Here is a 15,526-nt window from a genome sequence, read left to right as displayed (position 1 = left end):
TCTGTTTCGCGTTGACACATTTGATCCAAATAATCTTTTCCAGAAAACTGAATTTTTCGTAATCGATCCAATTCTTCTGAAACACCTTCTCTAATTACATTTCCTTTTACAATTTGATGCGGAGGCTCGTTAGAAAGTGTATCAAAAATCTTTTGTGTTAAATGATCAATTGGTTCGATTCGAGAAAATAAATCTGCAACTTCTTTGATATTCGATTGTTCAGCAACTTCTTTTATTTCTTCCGAAATTTTCAAACTTTGTGCTAATTGTTGCAATTGACGAGGTGTAATTTTACCTGTCGAAACTTTTCCAGCCAAACGTTCTAAATCGGTTAATTGACCTAATTTTTCTCGCAAATCGTAACGTAAATCTCCAAATTTGTAGAAGTATTCGACAATATTTTGACGACGTTGAATTGATTTCAAATCTTTCAACACCATTACCATCCAACGATTCAACAAACGTGCTCCCATCGGAGTTTTGGTATCGTCTAAAACATTTAATAACGTAACACCTTTTGGATGTGGAGAATAAACCAATTCGAGATTGCGAATCGTAAATGGATCCATCCACACAAAACTATCTTGATTAAGACGCTGAATAGATGTTAGATGCTGAATTTCGAAGTGATGTGTGTCATCCAAATAAGCTAAAATTGCACCCGCAGAAATGATTCCATCTTTTAAATCCTCAATTCCAAAACCTTTTAGATTCTTAGTTTTAAAAAGATTGGTTAATTTATCAACTGCAAAATCATATTGAAAAGCCCAATCATCCAACAAAAATTTACTTTTGACATCAGAAAAATTATATTTAACACGTTTTTGGTAAATCACTTCACTTGGTCGAAACGATTGAATAATTTTCGCTACTTGATCTTCTTGTCCTTCCGAAACCAAAAATTCTCCTGTCGAAACATCTAACAACGCAATTCCAAAAGCTTTATCACCTTGATGAACAGCCATCAAAAAGTTATTCGATTTTGACGATAAAACCTCATCTTGCAACGCAACACCAGGCGTTACCAATTCTGTAACACCACGTTTTACGATACCTTTTACCATCTTTGGATCTTCGAGCTGATCACAAATTGCAACGCGTAAACCGGCTTTCACCAATTTCGGTAAATAAGTATTCAAACTATGATGAGGAAACCCTGCCAAAGCACTATTATCAGAACCATTGGCGCGTTTTGTTAAAACTATATCTAAAATGCGAGAAGCTCGCACAGCATCTTCTCCAAATGTTTCGTAAAAATCTCCCACACGGAACAACAACATTGCATCAGGATATTTCGCCTTGATGGTGTTATATTGTTTCATTAGAGGAGTTTCCTTATTCTTTACTACTTTTGTCAAATTATTATAAATTTTGAACAGCTAAGTTAGTTAAAAACGAAGTGATGAGAAAACTAAAATTAGACGAATTAGGTCGCGTTTCTGCGGAAGAATATAAAGCTATTGAAAAACACCCGATTGTTGTGGTGTTGGATAATGTGAGAAGTATGCACAATGTTGGTGCAGTTTTTAGAACTTCGGATGCATTTTTAATTGATAAAATTTATTTGTGTGGAATTACAGCAACTCCACCTCATAAAGAAATTCATAAAACGGCCATTGGTGCAGAAAATTCTGTTGATTGGGAATATGTGAAAGATTCGAATGAATTGGTTGCTAAATTAAAAGAAGATGGTTATCAAATTGTAACGATTGAACAAACGGAAGGTTCTGTTTTGTTAAATGAATTTGAAGTTGACCAATCTCAGAAATATGCAATTGTGATGGGAAATGAGGTTGATGGTGTGCAACAATCAATCATTGATCAATGTGATACGTGTATCGAAATTCCACAATCAGGAACAAAACATTCGCTTAATGTTTCGGTTTGTACAGGAATTATTTTATGGAAATGGTATGAAAGTTTTATGAAATAGCGTTAAGCAAAAATATAAACTCCAACTTTTCATCAAGTTGGAGTTTTTTGTTATTNNGAAACATTAATCCATTCTGGATCAAAATCTGCGTTATATTTTTTATAGAAATTAATTGCAGGTTCATTCCAATCCAGAACTTGCCAAACCATTCCGTGGTAATTATTCGCTTTTCCATAAACAATTAATTCATCCAATAATAATTTACCAATTCCAGAACCGCGCATTTTTTCGGTTACAATCAAATCCTCCAAATATAATCTGCGTCCTTTCCAAGTCGAATAACGATCGTAATGCAACGCAATTCCTTCCACATTTCCGTCCACTTCTGCAACCAAAGAACCCCAAACTGGTTTATCTCCAAACCCGCATTCTTCCATTTCTTCTAAGGTTACCGTTACTTCGTCTGGTGCTTTTTCGTATAAAGCTAATTCGTGAATTAACTCTAAAATTCGAGGACAATCTTCTTTTCTTGCTTCTCGTATTGTTACATTTTTCATTATTGTGTGATGTTATTTAGTTATTCGTTATTCGANNAGCTTCAGCGAAATGAAGAATCTATAGATTCCTCCATTCGTCGGAATAACAAATTCGCTAATTTTTGATGAGATACTGAAACGAGTTCAGCATGACAATTTCTCTAAATTCGAGCTTCGTATTTCTAACTTCGTACTTAAATCGTCATTCCAATTTCGATTCCTTTGATACGACGATATAATTCTGTTGCGTAATTATCAGTCATTCCCGAAACATAATCCAAAATTCCCATTACCTTTTGATACTTTGTTCCTTTCTCATATAAAAACTGAGCAGGAACTAAACGCAAGGCTTTTTTCTCAAACGTTTTGCGTTCTTTTTCATCTTTTAAAATTGGAGGAATAAATTGCGAAAGCAATTCTGACATTACATTATAACCTGCATTTTCAATTTCGAGAACAGAACGATGATTATAAATATTTTCAATCGAGAAACGTTGAATTTCGTCTAAAACTCGTTTCGTTACTTGTTCCGTTTCATTTTTAATCACATCTAATAACGCCGTTTTAAATTCTCCTTTTACAATNNTGATCAAAATTATTTTGGTAAACTTCAACCGATTTTTGCGTCAATAAATTAATTGATTTTGCACGTAAATAGGCTATTCGATCATTTTTATCTGAAATTGATTTTAATGTATTTTTTGTTTTATCAATTTGAGATGGATCTAAAGATTCAACTAAATTCAAAAATAATTTTCGGCATTTATCATGATCAATAATTCCTAAACGTTGCGAATCTTCGACATCGATAATCGAATAACAAATATCGTCAGCCGCCTCTACCAACCACACAAACGGATGTCGCTTGTAAATAATTGGTGAATCTTGTTCCAAAATCATATTCGTTTTTTCAGCAATTGTTCGGAAAGCTTCCTTTTGCGCCTGAAAAAATCCAAATTTCTTACGATGCAATTGATTTTTATCTTTTGCAACCGATTCACATGGATATTTTGCAATCGCAGCCAATGTTGAATACGTCAAACGTAAACCACCTTCCGATTTTCCGTTTTGTTGTTGCGTTAAAATTGATTAAATCAGCCCATTCGGCTTCAGTAAAATATTGTTTCAAATCTGTTTCATGGCGATCAAAATAAGAAGCAATTGCATCTTCGCCCGAATGTCCAAAAGCTGGATTTCCGATATCGTGACACAAACATGCCGCTGAAATAACATCGTGAATACTATATTTATAAAATTCTTGTGATTCTTTTGTTAATTTATAATTTTCGGAAATAAACTTTCCTACCAAATTTCCCATCGAGCGTCCAACAGACGAAACCTCTAACGAATGCGTCAATCGATTGTGGACAAATACACTTCCTGGCAAAGGAAAAACTTGCGTTTTGTTCTGCAAACGACGAAAGGCAGACGAAAAAATAATACGATCATAATCNNCGCTGATATTCTGATCTCGCATCCGACGTATCGTTTGTATTGCTGCGTTGATTGGTGTAAATATGATTGAGAAGTTCCATAAACTGATTTAGAAAACGAATTTAACGAATAATGTTCAGTCATAAAAAAATCCGAACGGTTTCGTTCGGATTTTTGGGTTTATTCGTGAAATTTTAAAAGATTTTTCATTCTTTCTGTAATATATTCATCTTGAAGAAAATTTGCTTCATTAAAGTTTAAATCAAACTTATATTGAACAGCTAACTCTTTTAGAATTTCAATTTCAGCTTTTATCTCTCCTTCAAACCAGTTGTCCCAAGCAAACAAAATTATTTTTTCATTTTTAGCTAATTTGTAAAAGTCGAAATCAATTGATTTATCAAAAATTTCATCATCATATTCACAAATAATTTTCCATTTATCTTTTACTAATTCATTAATAATTAAATAAAAAATATCAGTTTCAATATTTGTGACAATTTTAAAATTCATTAATCAAAATAGTATTTCTACCAACTACCAGATGCTCCTCCGCCTCCGAAGCTTCCGCNNCCAGATGATCCACCCCAAGAACTACCTCCTGAGCCGAAACCTCCGCCACCGAAAACAGAACTTCCTGTGTTCATAATGATAATATCATCTAACAAACTTCTTCGTCTGCCACCATTTCCTCCATTATTTCCTCCTTTACCTTTCGAAATAATAATAAAGATAAAAATGAAAAATCCTATGGCAAAAATCAATGCAAGCCAATCCATTTCTGGTTCTTGCGATTTTGGTTTGTCTTGCTTATATTTTCCTGCAAAAGCTTGAAAAATAGAATTGACTCCAGCATTTATTCCACCAGCATAATCACCTTGTTTGAAATACGGAATAATAACATTGTCAATAATCGATTTGTTGACACTTGGCGGTAAATAAATTTGAGCTCCATAACCTGTTCTAATCGTAATCTTACGATCTTGTTCACTTAAAACAATTACAACTCCATTATCTTTTCCTTGTGTACCAACTTTCCATTTTTCACCAATATCATTTGCAAACATTTCTAACGGATAACCATCTAGAGACTTCACTGTTAATACCAAAATTTGAGTAGATGTTGAATCATCATAGGCTACTAATTTTCGTTCTAATTCATCCAATTGCATTGCATCAAAAACATGTGCATAATCTTGCACAAGCTTTTTAGGCGGATGTTCCATCTTCACCAATTCATCAGGTGTCTGCCCAAAAACGGTTAAAATTGAAAGAAAAAAAGTTAGAAAAAAGTATTTAACTGTAGCTAATTTCATCTGGTAATTCGTTTGTATCATCCTCTTGATAAGGAAAATATTTTTTAAGTGCTTTGCCTGTTTTTTTTATTCCTTCACAAAGCCCTTTTACATAATGTTCTTTTTTGAAATGCTTGATGACCTCTTCTTTTATATCATCCCAAAAATCATCTGGTGTCACTTGATCAATTCCTTTATCACCAATAATTGTAAAGTTATGATCGGTTGGTGAAACATGAAACAACACACCATTTCTATCTTTGGTTTTGTGCATTTCCAATTGCTCGAAAACTTCTAAAGCTTTGTCAAAATGATTGGGAGAAGATTCGAATTCAATATGAACTCGAATTTCCCCACTTGTATTTTTCTCCGCTTTTTGGATGGCTTCGATTATTTTTTTTTCATCTTTAGAGGAAAGAAATTTATGTTTCTTATTTCCCATAATGATTAGAATTCTACTTTAGGAGCATTCTCAGATCCTGCAGCAGCTTTGAAATAACCTTTTTTCGTAGCACCTGTAAAACCAGCGATTAAGCTGTTAGGGAAAGTTACAATCATGTTGTTAAATTTCTCTGCAGCATCGTTGTATTTTTTTCTTTCAAATAAAACTTCTTGTTCGATAGAAGATAATTCTGCTTGTAAAGAAGTAAAGTTTTGATTGAATTTAATATCTGGATATTTTTCAACAGAAACCAATAAGCGGCTTAATGTAGATCCTAATTGATCTTGAGCTTGTTGAAATTTCGCAATATTTGCATCTGTTAATTGACTTGGATCATCAATTTTAATTTGATTAGAAGTCGCTTTTGCACGTGCATCAATCACAGCTGTTAACGTTTCTTTTTCCATATTCGCAGCACCTTTTACCGTGTTCACTAAATTTGGAACTAAATCTGAACGTTTTTGATATGTATTTTCTACATTCGACCATTGTTTTTGCACACCTTGGTCTGTTGTTTTGATCGTATTCGAAACTCCAATTCCCCAGAAAACGATTCCTGCAAGAAGTAAAAGAATCACTCCGCCAATAAGACATCCTTTGTTTTTCATAGTATTTTTAATTTATTATTACGTAAAAATAGTGTTTTTTAAACAATATTTTATCAAAAATAAAACCGAGCTTATTTCTAAACTCGGCTTTAATATTTTTTGGATTTTAAGCGTTTAATTTAATAATGTTTTCGCCCAACTTTCTTCAATCGGTAATAACCAATTTTGCTTAAAATCATTCAAAGAAGAAATTCCATTATTGAAAACTTTTACATTTTTGATTTCTCCTTCTTTTACTTTTTGTTTGAATGTTGGTAATTTTTCGATAAAAACTTCCTGTTCATTTTCATACGAAACTAACATTCTGTTCAATAAATCGAACGAATAATCTGCATCAATTTCGCGTACGATTTTCGTTAATTTATCGATAGAACAACCACTTGCTGTCGCTTGATTTTCGTCTACACCAACTACAATAAATTGATCATAAGGTAAATCAAAATCAGCTAAAAGTTCAGCGCCATGCGCATTCCAATCCGCTATAAAAGTATTTAGTTTAGCTGTAATAGCTTGCTTTTCTTCTGTTGAGAATTTACGATTGGCTTGAAAAATCCAAATTCTTGAATCGTCTGCTAAATTCATTTTCTCTTTGTTTAAAATTTGTGTTTCAAAGATACGGAAATTTTAGATGTTAGATGTTAGATGTTAGAAAGCTAAAATTTTTACATAAAAAAGCCATCTCAAAGAGATGGCTTTTTTATATTATTTTTATAAATTCGATTATAAATCTTTCGCTTCCATAATCAATTCAGCTAAGTCTTTTACCATAACCGTTGATTCTTTTTCGAAGTGTTTTACACCGTCTGTCATCATTGTATTACAAAATGGACAACCTGTTGCGATAATGTGCGGCTCTTTCTCTAAAGCCTCTTCTGTACGTTCTACATTGATGTCTTTGTTTCCTTTTTCTGGTTCTTTGAACATCTGCGCTCCACCAGCACCACAACATAATCCACGTGTTTTGCAACGTTTCATTTCGACTAATTCGGCATCTAATTTTTCGATTAATTCGCGAGGCGCTTCGTACACATCGTTACCGCGACCTAAATAACAAGGATCGTGGAAAGTGATTCGTCTTCCTTTGAACGTTTCAGAACCTTCTAATTTCAATTTACCTTCGTTGATTAACTGCTGTAAATATTGAGAATGATGCAAAACTTCATACTCTCCACCTAAACTTGGATATTCATTTTTCAACGTATTGAAACAATGTGGACAAGTTGTAACGATCTTTTTCACTTCGTAAGCATTCAGAACTTCAATATTCATCATAGCTTGCATTTGGAAAACAAATTCGTTACCAGCACGCTTTGCAGGATCACCTGTACACGATTCTTCTGTTCCTAAAACGGCGAATTCTACGCCAATATTATTTAAAATTTTAACGAATGCTCGTGTTATTTTTTTAGCTCTGTCATCAAAACTTCCGGCGCAACCAACCCAAAACAAAACTTCTGGTTGTTTGCCTTCGGCCATATATTGAGCCATTGTTTTAACTGTAATATTTGACATATTTTTTTGTAGTCTTTGTGTTATTTGAATGGATTTAGTTTAATGTTTTCCATCATCAAAAACTTGAATCGAAACATTTTTTTCAACCAAATCTGTAAATTTACCATTGTATCGTGTCGCTTTTACTAAATGGTTGTCAACCCAATGATAATTTCCTCCACGAGGTTTTCCCATTAAAAGTCCATGGTATTTGAAACCATGTTTTTTCAACCAAATTTCTGTGTACTCACGATGTTCTTCTGTACGTGATGTAAAAAATGTGATAATATGTCCTTCGTCGTACCATTTGTTTAATGTTTCTAAAGCATCTGGATATAATTCTGCTGTTAGCATACGTTCTGGTTCTTCGTTTGGAATATCATCGCAAATTGTTCCATCAATGTCAATTAAATAATTTTTAACATTTTCTGGTAAAATAGGACTTACTCTTTCTCCGTTTTCAATTTTTTCCTCTAAGAAATTTTCCATGTGTGCTGTGTTTGTGTGTTATGTACAAAAATTAATAGTTCTTTGAGAATGAGTAATTGTATTTTACAATTTTAATCGTTTGCCCAATTCAATCTATCCGCATTGTTAAATTGCCAAGGAGCTCCATTGTTTTCGACATTTGTCATCATCATGTTCAACTCGTTTGGTGCAGCAGATTGTTCCATTACCAAATAACGACGTAAATCAACAATAATTGATAACGGATCGATATTTACTGGACAAGCCTGTGTACATGCATTACAAGATGTACATGCCCATAATTCTTCTGGTGAAATGTAATCGTTGACAAGCATTTTACCATCATCCACAAAACTTCCGTTTGCATCGATGTTTTTACTTACTTCTTCTAAACGATCACGAGTATCCATCATAATTTTTCGAGGAGATAATTTTTTCCCTGTCAAATTTGCTGGACATTCAGATGTACAACGCCCACACTCCGTACATGTGTAGGCATTCAATAATTGTACTCTGTTTAAATCAAAAATATCTTTTGCTCCAAATGTTTCTGGCTCTCCCTGTGGTTCGGCAGGTGCTGCGTAAGGATCTGCATTTGGATCCATCATCATTTTTACCTCATCTGTTACAGATTGTAAATTATTGAATTCTCCTTTTGGTTCTAACTTAGAAAACCATGTATTTGGAAAAGCCAAAATGATGTGTAAATGTTTTGAATAATACAAATAATTTAAGAAAAAGAAAATTCCGATGATATGAAACCACCAAGCTGCTCTTTCTATAATTGTAATAAATGTGATGTCGTTGAATTGACTAATAATTGGTGCTGTTAACCAAGAAGAAATTGGAAAAGATCCTGTTTCGATATAATGAGGTGCACCCATTTTTTGTAACACTTGATCTGCACCATTCATTGTAAATAAAGCCAACATAAATGCAACCTCCATAATTAGGATATAATTAGCATCGTCTTTTGCCCAGCCTTTCATTTCTGGTTTCCAAAAACGTCCAACTTTTACAAAGTTTCTTCTACAGAAGAAAATGATACACGAAACCATCACCAAAAAGGCTAAAATCTCGAAAAACCCTATCATTCCGTTATAGAAACCTCCTAAGAAACTTAGAATACGGTGTGTTCCGAATACACCATCGATGATAATTTCTAATACTTCGATATTGATTAAAACAAATCCTACATAAACAAAAACATGTAGAATACCAGCAAGAGGACGAACAGTCATTTTACCTTGTCCTAAAGCCACACGAGCCATCGTTTTCCACCTTTCCGCAGGATGATCGAAACGATCTATTTCTTTCCCTAATTTGATGTTACGTATAAGTTTCTTTACGTTTTGCGCAAAGAACCAAATACTTCCTATCATAATTAGAAGAAAGATTACATTTGGAATGTACTTCATCATTTTTTATTAGTCTTTTTGTGAGTTTTGAGTATTTAAATTTTAGTTTTGATTTTATGGCTGAACTGGTTGCTTTTTACCAAAAACAGAGATGTTCACATAACGACTTGGGTTTTTCTTTAAGTCTGTTACCAATTCATTCATATTTTTGATTGTTGCTTCAAGTTCGTTAGCAAGCGTTTCATCTTTTGCTAATTTTCCTAAAGAACCTTTTCCATTATTCATATCTTCTAACAATGTATTTAAGTTTTTAGACGCATTTTCAAAATTCTTAATCACTTGATCTAATTCTAACGCGTTTAATTTATCCGCAGTTTTTCCAAATTTGTCAACCGTAGCTTTTGCAGAAGCCATTGTAGCACTTGCATTGTTAAGCGTTGTGTTCAATGTCTTTTCGTTTGTTTTGATCAAATTATTTGCACTATTTGATGTTGCAGTCAACGATTGCGCTGTTTTGTCGAACGAATCAATTGTATGATTCAAGTTTCTCAACATTGCTTTAATATCTTGTTGAGTTGACGGATCCAAAACATTGTTTACACTTCCTAATGTTTGATTAAAACTTAATAAAACACTATCTAACTTTGCTTGTGTTGGCGTTAATTGTTTCGTCAAACCATCTAACATTCCGCCTGCAATACGACCTTGTAAATAATCACCATCTTTTGCTACATCTGGTCCATAGTCTAATAAAAGTCTAACTTCTGGTCCAGACATAATTCCTGGTTCGTAAATTTCTGCAATTGTTTTTTTCGAAAATTGAATATCTTTTTCGACAGAAATCACGACTTCAAAATAGATAGGTTTTGCAGTATCTATAATTTTAATTTCTTTCACCTGACCAACTCTCAAACCGTTTACAGAAACAGGTTTAGAAGGAGCTAATCCGCTTACATTTTCGTATTTTACAGTAAACAAACGTCCTGATGAAAAAATATTTTGACCTTTTAAGAAATTGAATAGCATGAAAAAACCTACTAAGGTTAAGATGGTAACAACTCCTATTTTTAATTCTTTAGATAACTTCACTTGTTATGATTTTATGCAAAAATAAAATTTAATTTGTAAAGAAACATTTTATATTACGTTTACATTGGTTCTTCACCATTAAATGTAACGATAAAGGCGTTTCTAAAACCTTTGTCTTGTACTTGTTTCAATGTTTTTTGAGCAGATTCCATTGTTTTATCAGAGCCATAATAATATTTCTGAAGTCCACCTTCTTTTACTCGCAACACATTTGTCAATCCATTAAATTTTTCGTCTTTGTCTTTATATTTTTTATTTGATGTCATAAACTGAACACGATAATTTTTACCACCTTCTAATTTTTTATTCGTTTCAAATTCTACAATTTTTGCACCAGAAAATCCTTTACGTTTTACCGTTTGCAACAAATCATCTGCACGAGATTGTAAATCTGTTTCTCCGTAATAATACACGTAATTATCACCTTCCTGAATTACATCTAAATCTGTTAAACCTCTTAATTGCGGCGAAGTTGAAGAAAATTTCATTTTAGACTCCATTACCCTTACCTTCAATTTTTTTCCTTCTACAGGTTTTTCAACTTTTTTAACTGGTTTAGGTTTTTCGTCCTCGTCCTCTACTCCACTTCTACGATCATATTCTTTTTTGAATTGTTTAAAAGCTTCATAAATTGTAGTCGTCGTTTTATCTTTTCCTTCGTCTGATGCTAAAAATGTTCCTTCATCATAATTCGAAATAAATCCTAACTCTACCAAAACAGAAGGAGAAGCATTTCCTCTCAACACGTGAAAATTTGCTTGTTTAACACCTCTACTTTTTCTGAAATCACGATTTACGAAACCTTTTTCTACCAAATCTGCAAAACGAATAGATTGTTCTTTATAAGCTGCATTCATAATCTCAAAAGCGATAACCGCTTCCGGATCATTTGGATTAAATTTTTCGTAACGTTCTTGATCTTTCTCTAAAAACACAACCGAGTTTTCACGTTTAGAAACTTCATCTGTTTCGTTAGATCGTTTCAATCCCATTACAAATGTTTCTGTTCCTGTTGCGCTTTTGTTATCAGCCGAATTACAGTGAATCGAGACAAATAAATTCGCATGATTATCATTTGAAATTCGTGTACGTTCCCATAATTCTAAAAAAATATCTGTATCACGTGTTAAAACAACTTTAACATCTTTGTGATTTTTCTTAATTAACTCCGCTAATCTTTTCGAAACATCTAACGTGATATTCTTTTCATAATCAGCGACTCCCCTTGCTCCAGCATCATGTCCACCATGACCAGCATCAATAACAATTACAAAATTTTGCTTTTTTTGTGCAAATGAAAATGTAGAAAATACCATCATCATCGCAAAAAATAAATACTTTTGTATGTTAATCATTTTTAAACTCATACTATAGGTTTGTTTTTTTGATTAATTTTGACGCAATTTATAAAAAATAAGTTTTTCAATTTGTTTACAAAGGCAATTAAATCGATTTTATTTTTTAGTCCAGTTATGGTTTGCACCGTTTCTTTTGGACAAGTTAAGCAAAATAATAACGATAAAGATCACTCTAAGATAGTTTCTGATTCTGTAAAATTAGATACTATTATCCCTGTAAAAGAGAAATTAGAGTTTGTGGTAGAGCACAATTCCGAGGACGAAATACATAATCGTAAAAAACGTATGACTTACCTTTTGCGTAAGGCACATGTAGTTTACGGCGATATGACTATTGATGCAGATTATATCGAACTAAATTGGGATACAGGTGATGTATATGCCGAAGGTAAGCGCGATTCTATTGGGAATATTATTGAAAAAACTAAGTTTACACAAGGTCAACAAGAAATTTTGCAAGATGCTTTCAAAGTAAATTTCAAAACGAAAGTTGGAATTGCATATAACATTCGCATGACGCAAGAAGATGGAATCATCATTGCTGATAAAGCGAAGCGTGTCAATGATTCGGTAATGTTGTTAAAACGTGCCGATTTTACAACGGATACTTATTTTAAAGAAGGAAAAGATACTCGACCAGATTATTTTCTTCGCGCCAAAGAAGGAAAAATGATTGATAAAAATGGTAAGAAAACATTAATTACCGGACCTATCAATATGTGGATTTATGACGTACCAACGCCCTTAGCATTGCCATTTGGTTACATCCCAGCGATGGGTGCAAAACGTGCCGCAGGTATTTTGATGCCTCGCCCAGGTGAGCGTACAAATCTTGGTTTCTTTATCGAAGATTTAGGGTTTTATGTTCCATTTGGAGATAATTTTGATTTAAAACTTTCGGGAGATATCTATACAAAAGGTAGTTGGGCTACTAGAGCCGAGTCTACCTATAAAAAACGTTACAAATACAATGGGCGACTTGCAGCGAATGTAGAAAATCGCTTAACTGGTATCAAAGGTCTTACAGAAGGCTCTAATGCCTTTTCTAAACAAAGTATGTTTGGTGTTATGTGGTCACATAGCCAAGATCCGAAAGCAAATCCATATTGGTTATTCAATGCCAATGTTAACTTTTCGAGTTCGAAATATTACCGTGAATCTGTACGAAATCAATACATTAATACTGGACAAGTTTTTACAAACAACGTTAACTCGTCTATTAACTTAACAAAAAACTTTGAGAATGCTCCACTAACAGCTCAGTTGAGTATGTCGCACTCTCAAAATTACAATACTGGAGATATTAACATTGCATTTCCTCGTTTCAACTTGACTATGTCTCGTATTTTCCCGTTTGCAAAGAAAAATATGCCAAAAGAAGGTTTAATTCAGAATCTTGGTTTAACGTATAGTATGCAAGCTGGAAATGAAGTTAACACCAACGACAAAGACATCTTTACAGACAAAATGTGGAAAGATCAAATGCGAATGGGTGCGAATCACAAAATTGGTTTGCAGACAGGTATTACACTTGCTAATTATTTCCCATTAACACTTTCTTCTGACTATAATGAAGTTTGGGGTGATAATCGTTTGATTAAAAATTACAATTCTGTTAACGGAAAAATAGAGGACACAACATTGAAAGGATTCAATTCATATCGAACATTTAATTTCAATGCTTCTGTTTCAACTAATATTTATGGATTATATCTTAATCCAAATAAAGATGCTAAGATTTTAGGAATTCAGCACGTGATTACACCATCTATTGGTTATAGTTATACGCCGGATTTCCAAAGTCAATCTTGGGGATATTACAAAGCTTATCAAAACCAAAATCAAGAAGAAGTTTGGTACAATCAATATCAAAACATGTTGTATGGTGTATCAATTCCTGGTTTGACAAATTCATTAAACTTTGGAATTTCGAACAACTTAGAGATGAAAGTAAAAGATGCAAATGACCCGAAAGGTTTCAAAAAAGTAAAGATATTTGAATATTTACGTTTGAGTTCATCTTATAACTTCTCTGCAGATGAATTTAAACTTTCTCCAATCAGTATTAACGGAATGACATCTTTGTTTGATAGAAAAGTAAACGTACAATTTTCGTCAACTGTTAATCCATATAAAATTCAACGTTACATGAATGCTGAAGGAAGTGAAGTTGCTCAATACATTGATGAACTTGGCTTAGGAAATCTTCGTATTTCGAATATGACATTAGGAACTGGTTATACATTTGACAATAGTACATTTGGCGGAAAACGTTTCGATGCCAAGAACTATAAAAAACGTGGAACAGTTCGTGATGAAAATTTCTATTATGACAGCGATAATTATGCGCAATTTGCTATTCCTTGGAGTTTAACAGCTAATTTAAGTTATAATTATAGCAAAGGAACAGAACGAAAAGGAAGTAGCACAGGTTCTATTGCAATGAATGGTAAAATTTCGCCAACACCATATTGGGCAATTTCTGCAAATGCAACTTACGATTTCATCAAAAGTGAAATAACTTATGTACGTTTTGGTTTTGAAAGAGATTTACGAAGCTTTACCTTATCATTCAACTGGACACCAATGGGAACATATAAAAGTTATGATTTCTTTATCGGAATCAAAGCATCAATCTTACAAGATTTAAAATACAACGATAGATCAAGACTTAATTACTAAAAAAATATTAATATGAAAAAACAAATCGTTCATACAGAAAAAGCACCACAAGCAATTGGACCTTATTCACAAGGTGTAAAATACAACGGATTTATTTACACATCAGGACAAATTCCTTTCAATGTAGAAAAAAATGAATTGGTTACAACAGGTATTCAAGATGAAGTTCATCAAGTAATGAAAAATGTAATTGCAATTTTAGAAGCTGGCGGAACAACAATTGACCAAGTTGTAAAAACAACAATTTTTGTTAAGGATTTGAATGATTTCAACGCAGTTAACGAAGTTTATGCTTCTTATTTTAATGACGAAAATTATCCTGCACGCGAATGTGTAGAAGTTGCTCGTTTACCACGCGACGTAAATGTTGAAATTTCTGTAATCGCTATTGCAGACTAATAAAATATTATGCTAAAAGACAAAACTGTATTAAGAAACACAATTGCTGTAATAGTAGGATTAGCTGTTATCTACGCTATCATACAATTTGGTCTTATATACAACGCGGATAGATTGGGATGGGACAACAAAGTTTTTCCGGAATGGAGACACATCATCAAATACTTTTCGCACCAAGAAGGAAAAAAATTCGAAGTTCAATTTTTTGGATCAATGCTCGCAATTAGTGGAATTGCAGCTTTAGTTGGAGGTGTTATAACAGCACTTATCGTAAGAAGAGCTAAACAAGCTTACACGATGTTTGTAGGTTTTATTGTGTTAATCGTTGCATTAGGCGACGTTCTTATCACGCCTTATCACCCAACTTGGTACGAAATTGCGATCTGTCCAGTTTTATTCTTTTCATCATGGATTGGAGGTTTAATTGTAGATTTAATTTACAAAAGATTTTTAAAAAAATACAAACCATCCAGCCAATCATATTAAACTAACA

15 protein-coding genes and 2 pseudogenes are annotated in these 15,526 nt (G+C 33.1%); 4 read left to right on the top strand and 13 right to left on the bottom strand.

Going from position 1 to position 15,526, the window contains the following annotated elements; all coding sequences use genetic code 11:
• Nucleotides 1-1,322, bottom strand: a pseudogene (locus tag B4L98_RS03545) (DNA mismatch repair protein MutS); the annotation flags it as partial.
• Between the two features lie 80 nt (nt 1,323-1,402).
• Between B4L98_RS03545 and B4L98_RS03540 the strand changes: the two are divergent.
• Complete coding sequence (locus tag B4L98_RS03540) at nt 1,403-1,933, top strand: RNA methyltransferase (protein ID WP_125348748.1); 531 nt, start codon at nt 1,403-1,405, stop codon at nt 1,931-1,933.
• Between the two features lie 50 nt (nt 1,934-1,983).
• On the opposite strand, the gene B4L98_RS03535 is transcribed toward B4L98_RS03540, so the two are convergent.
• From B4L98_RS03535 to B4L98_RS03480, 12 genes and pseudogenes are all read right to left on the bottom strand, one after another.
• Nucleotides 1,984-2,310 (bottom strand): GNAT family N-acetyltransferase, encoded by a 327-nt coding sequence (locus B4L98_RS03535; protein WP_422653354.1) that lies wholly within the window; start codon nt 2,308-2,310, stop codon nt 1,984-1,986.
• A gap of 293 nt (nt 2,311-2,603) precedes the next feature.
• A pseudogene (gene dgt / locus B4L98_RS03530) lies at nt 2,604-3,944 on the bottom strand (dGTP triphosphohydrolase).
• 79 nt (nt 3,945-4,023) lie between these two features.
• Nucleotides 4,024-4,356 carry a hypothetical protein gene (locus B4L98_RS03525; RefSeq protein WP_221854340.1) on the bottom strand — a complete coding sequence of 111 codons (333 nt, stop codon included), beginning with the start codon at nt 4,354-4,356 and terminating at the stop codon, nt 4,024-4,026.
• Between the two features lie 17 nt (nt 4,357-4,373).
• A complete protein-coding gene (locus B4L98_RS03520) occupies nt 4,374-5,069 on the bottom strand; it encodes a TPM domain-containing protein (protein ID WP_422653353.1) in 696 nt (231 codons plus the stop codon).
• A 70-nt stretch (nt 5,070-5,139) separates the two neighbouring features.
• The gene (locus B4L98_RS03515) at nt 5,140-5,580 is read right to left on the bottom strand and encodes a TPM domain-containing protein (protein ID WP_286494678.1); all 441 of its coding nucleotides are present in this window, start codon (nt 5,578-5,580) and stop codon (nt 5,140-5,142) included.
• A 5-nt stretch (nt 5,581-5,585) separates the two neighbouring features.
• Nucleotides 5,586-6,188, bottom strand: a complete 603-nt coding sequence (locus B4L98_RS03510) for a LemA family protein (protein ID WP_180904995.1) — start codon at nt 6,186-6,188, stop codon at nt 5,586-5,588.
• A 114-nt stretch (nt 6,189-6,302) separates the two neighbouring features.
• The gene (locus B4L98_RS03505) at nt 6,303-6,770 is read right to left on the bottom strand and encodes an ABC transporter ATPase (RefSeq protein ID WP_125348739.1); all 468 of its coding nucleotides are present in this window, start codon (nt 6,768-6,770) and stop codon (nt 6,303-6,305) included.
• A gap of 138 nt (nt 6,771-6,908) precedes the next feature.
• Nucleotides 6,909-7,700 (bottom strand): (Fe-S)-binding protein, encoded by a 792-nt coding sequence (locus tag B4L98_RS03500; RefSeq protein WP_038332021.1) that lies wholly within the window; start codon nt 7,698-7,700, stop codon nt 6,909-6,911.
• Nucleotides 7,701-7,739: 39 nt separating this feature from the next.
• Complete coding sequence (locus tag B4L98_RS03495; RefSeq protein ID WP_125348737.1) at nt 7,740-8,168, bottom strand: LNS2 domain-containing protein; 429 nt, start codon at nt 8,166-8,168, stop codon at nt 7,740-7,742.
• 71 nt (nt 8,169-8,239) lie between these two features.
• Nucleotides 8,240-9,565: a (Fe-S)-binding protein gene (locus B4L98_RS03490; protein ID WP_185144083.1), complete on the bottom strand. Its 1,326-nt coding sequence runs from the start codon at nt 9,563-9,565 to the stop codon at nt 8,240-8,242.
• Nucleotides 9,566-9,619: 54 nt separating this feature from the next.
• Nucleotides 9,620-10,594, bottom strand: coding sequence for an MlaD family protein (locus B4L98_RS03485; RefSeq protein WP_038332017.1), 975 nt, complete (start codon nt 10,592-10,594; stop codon nt 9,620-9,622).
• Between the two features lie 59 nt (nt 10,595-10,653).
• Nucleotides 10,654-11,949 (bottom strand): N-acetylmuramoyl-L-alanine amidase family protein, encoded by a 1,296-nt coding sequence (locus B4L98_RS03480; RefSeq protein WP_257467976.1) that lies wholly within the window; start codon nt 11,947-11,949, stop codon nt 10,654-10,656.
• A gap of 72 nt (nt 11,950-12,021) precedes the next feature.
• Here B4L98_RS03480 and B4L98_RS03475 point away from each other — a divergent pair, with 72 nt between their 5' ends.
• From B4L98_RS03475 to B4L98_RS03465, 3 genes are read left to right on the top strand one after another with little or no spacing between them, the layout of a single operon-like run.
• Complete coding sequence (locus B4L98_RS03475) at nt 12,022-14,634, top strand: putative LPS assembly protein LptD (RefSeq protein ID WP_219033626.1); 2,613 nt, start codon at nt 12,022-12,024, stop codon at nt 14,632-14,634.
• Between the two features lie 12 nt (nt 14,635-14,646).
• A complete protein-coding gene (locus tag B4L98_RS03470) occupies nt 14,647-15,033 on the top strand; it encodes a RidA family protein (protein ID WP_125348731.1) in 387 nt (128 codons plus the stop codon).
• A 9-nt stretch (nt 15,034-15,042) separates the two neighbouring features.
• Entirely contained in the window at nt 15,043-15,519 is a 477-nt protein-coding gene (locus B4L98_RS03465; protein ID WP_125348729.1) for a hypothetical protein, read from the top strand.
• The last annotated feature ends 7 nt before the right edge of the window (nt 15,520-15,526 follow it).

The sequence above is a fragment of the Empedobacter sp. UBA5528 genome (genome assembly GCF_002426075.1).
Taxonomy (GTDB): Bacteria; Bacteroidota; Bacteroidia; order Flavobacteriales; family Weeksellaceae; genus Empedobacter; species Empedobacter falsenii_B.
Note: the sequence above shows the minus strand (reverse complement) of the source record. Positions and strands in the feature narration are given on the sequence as shown.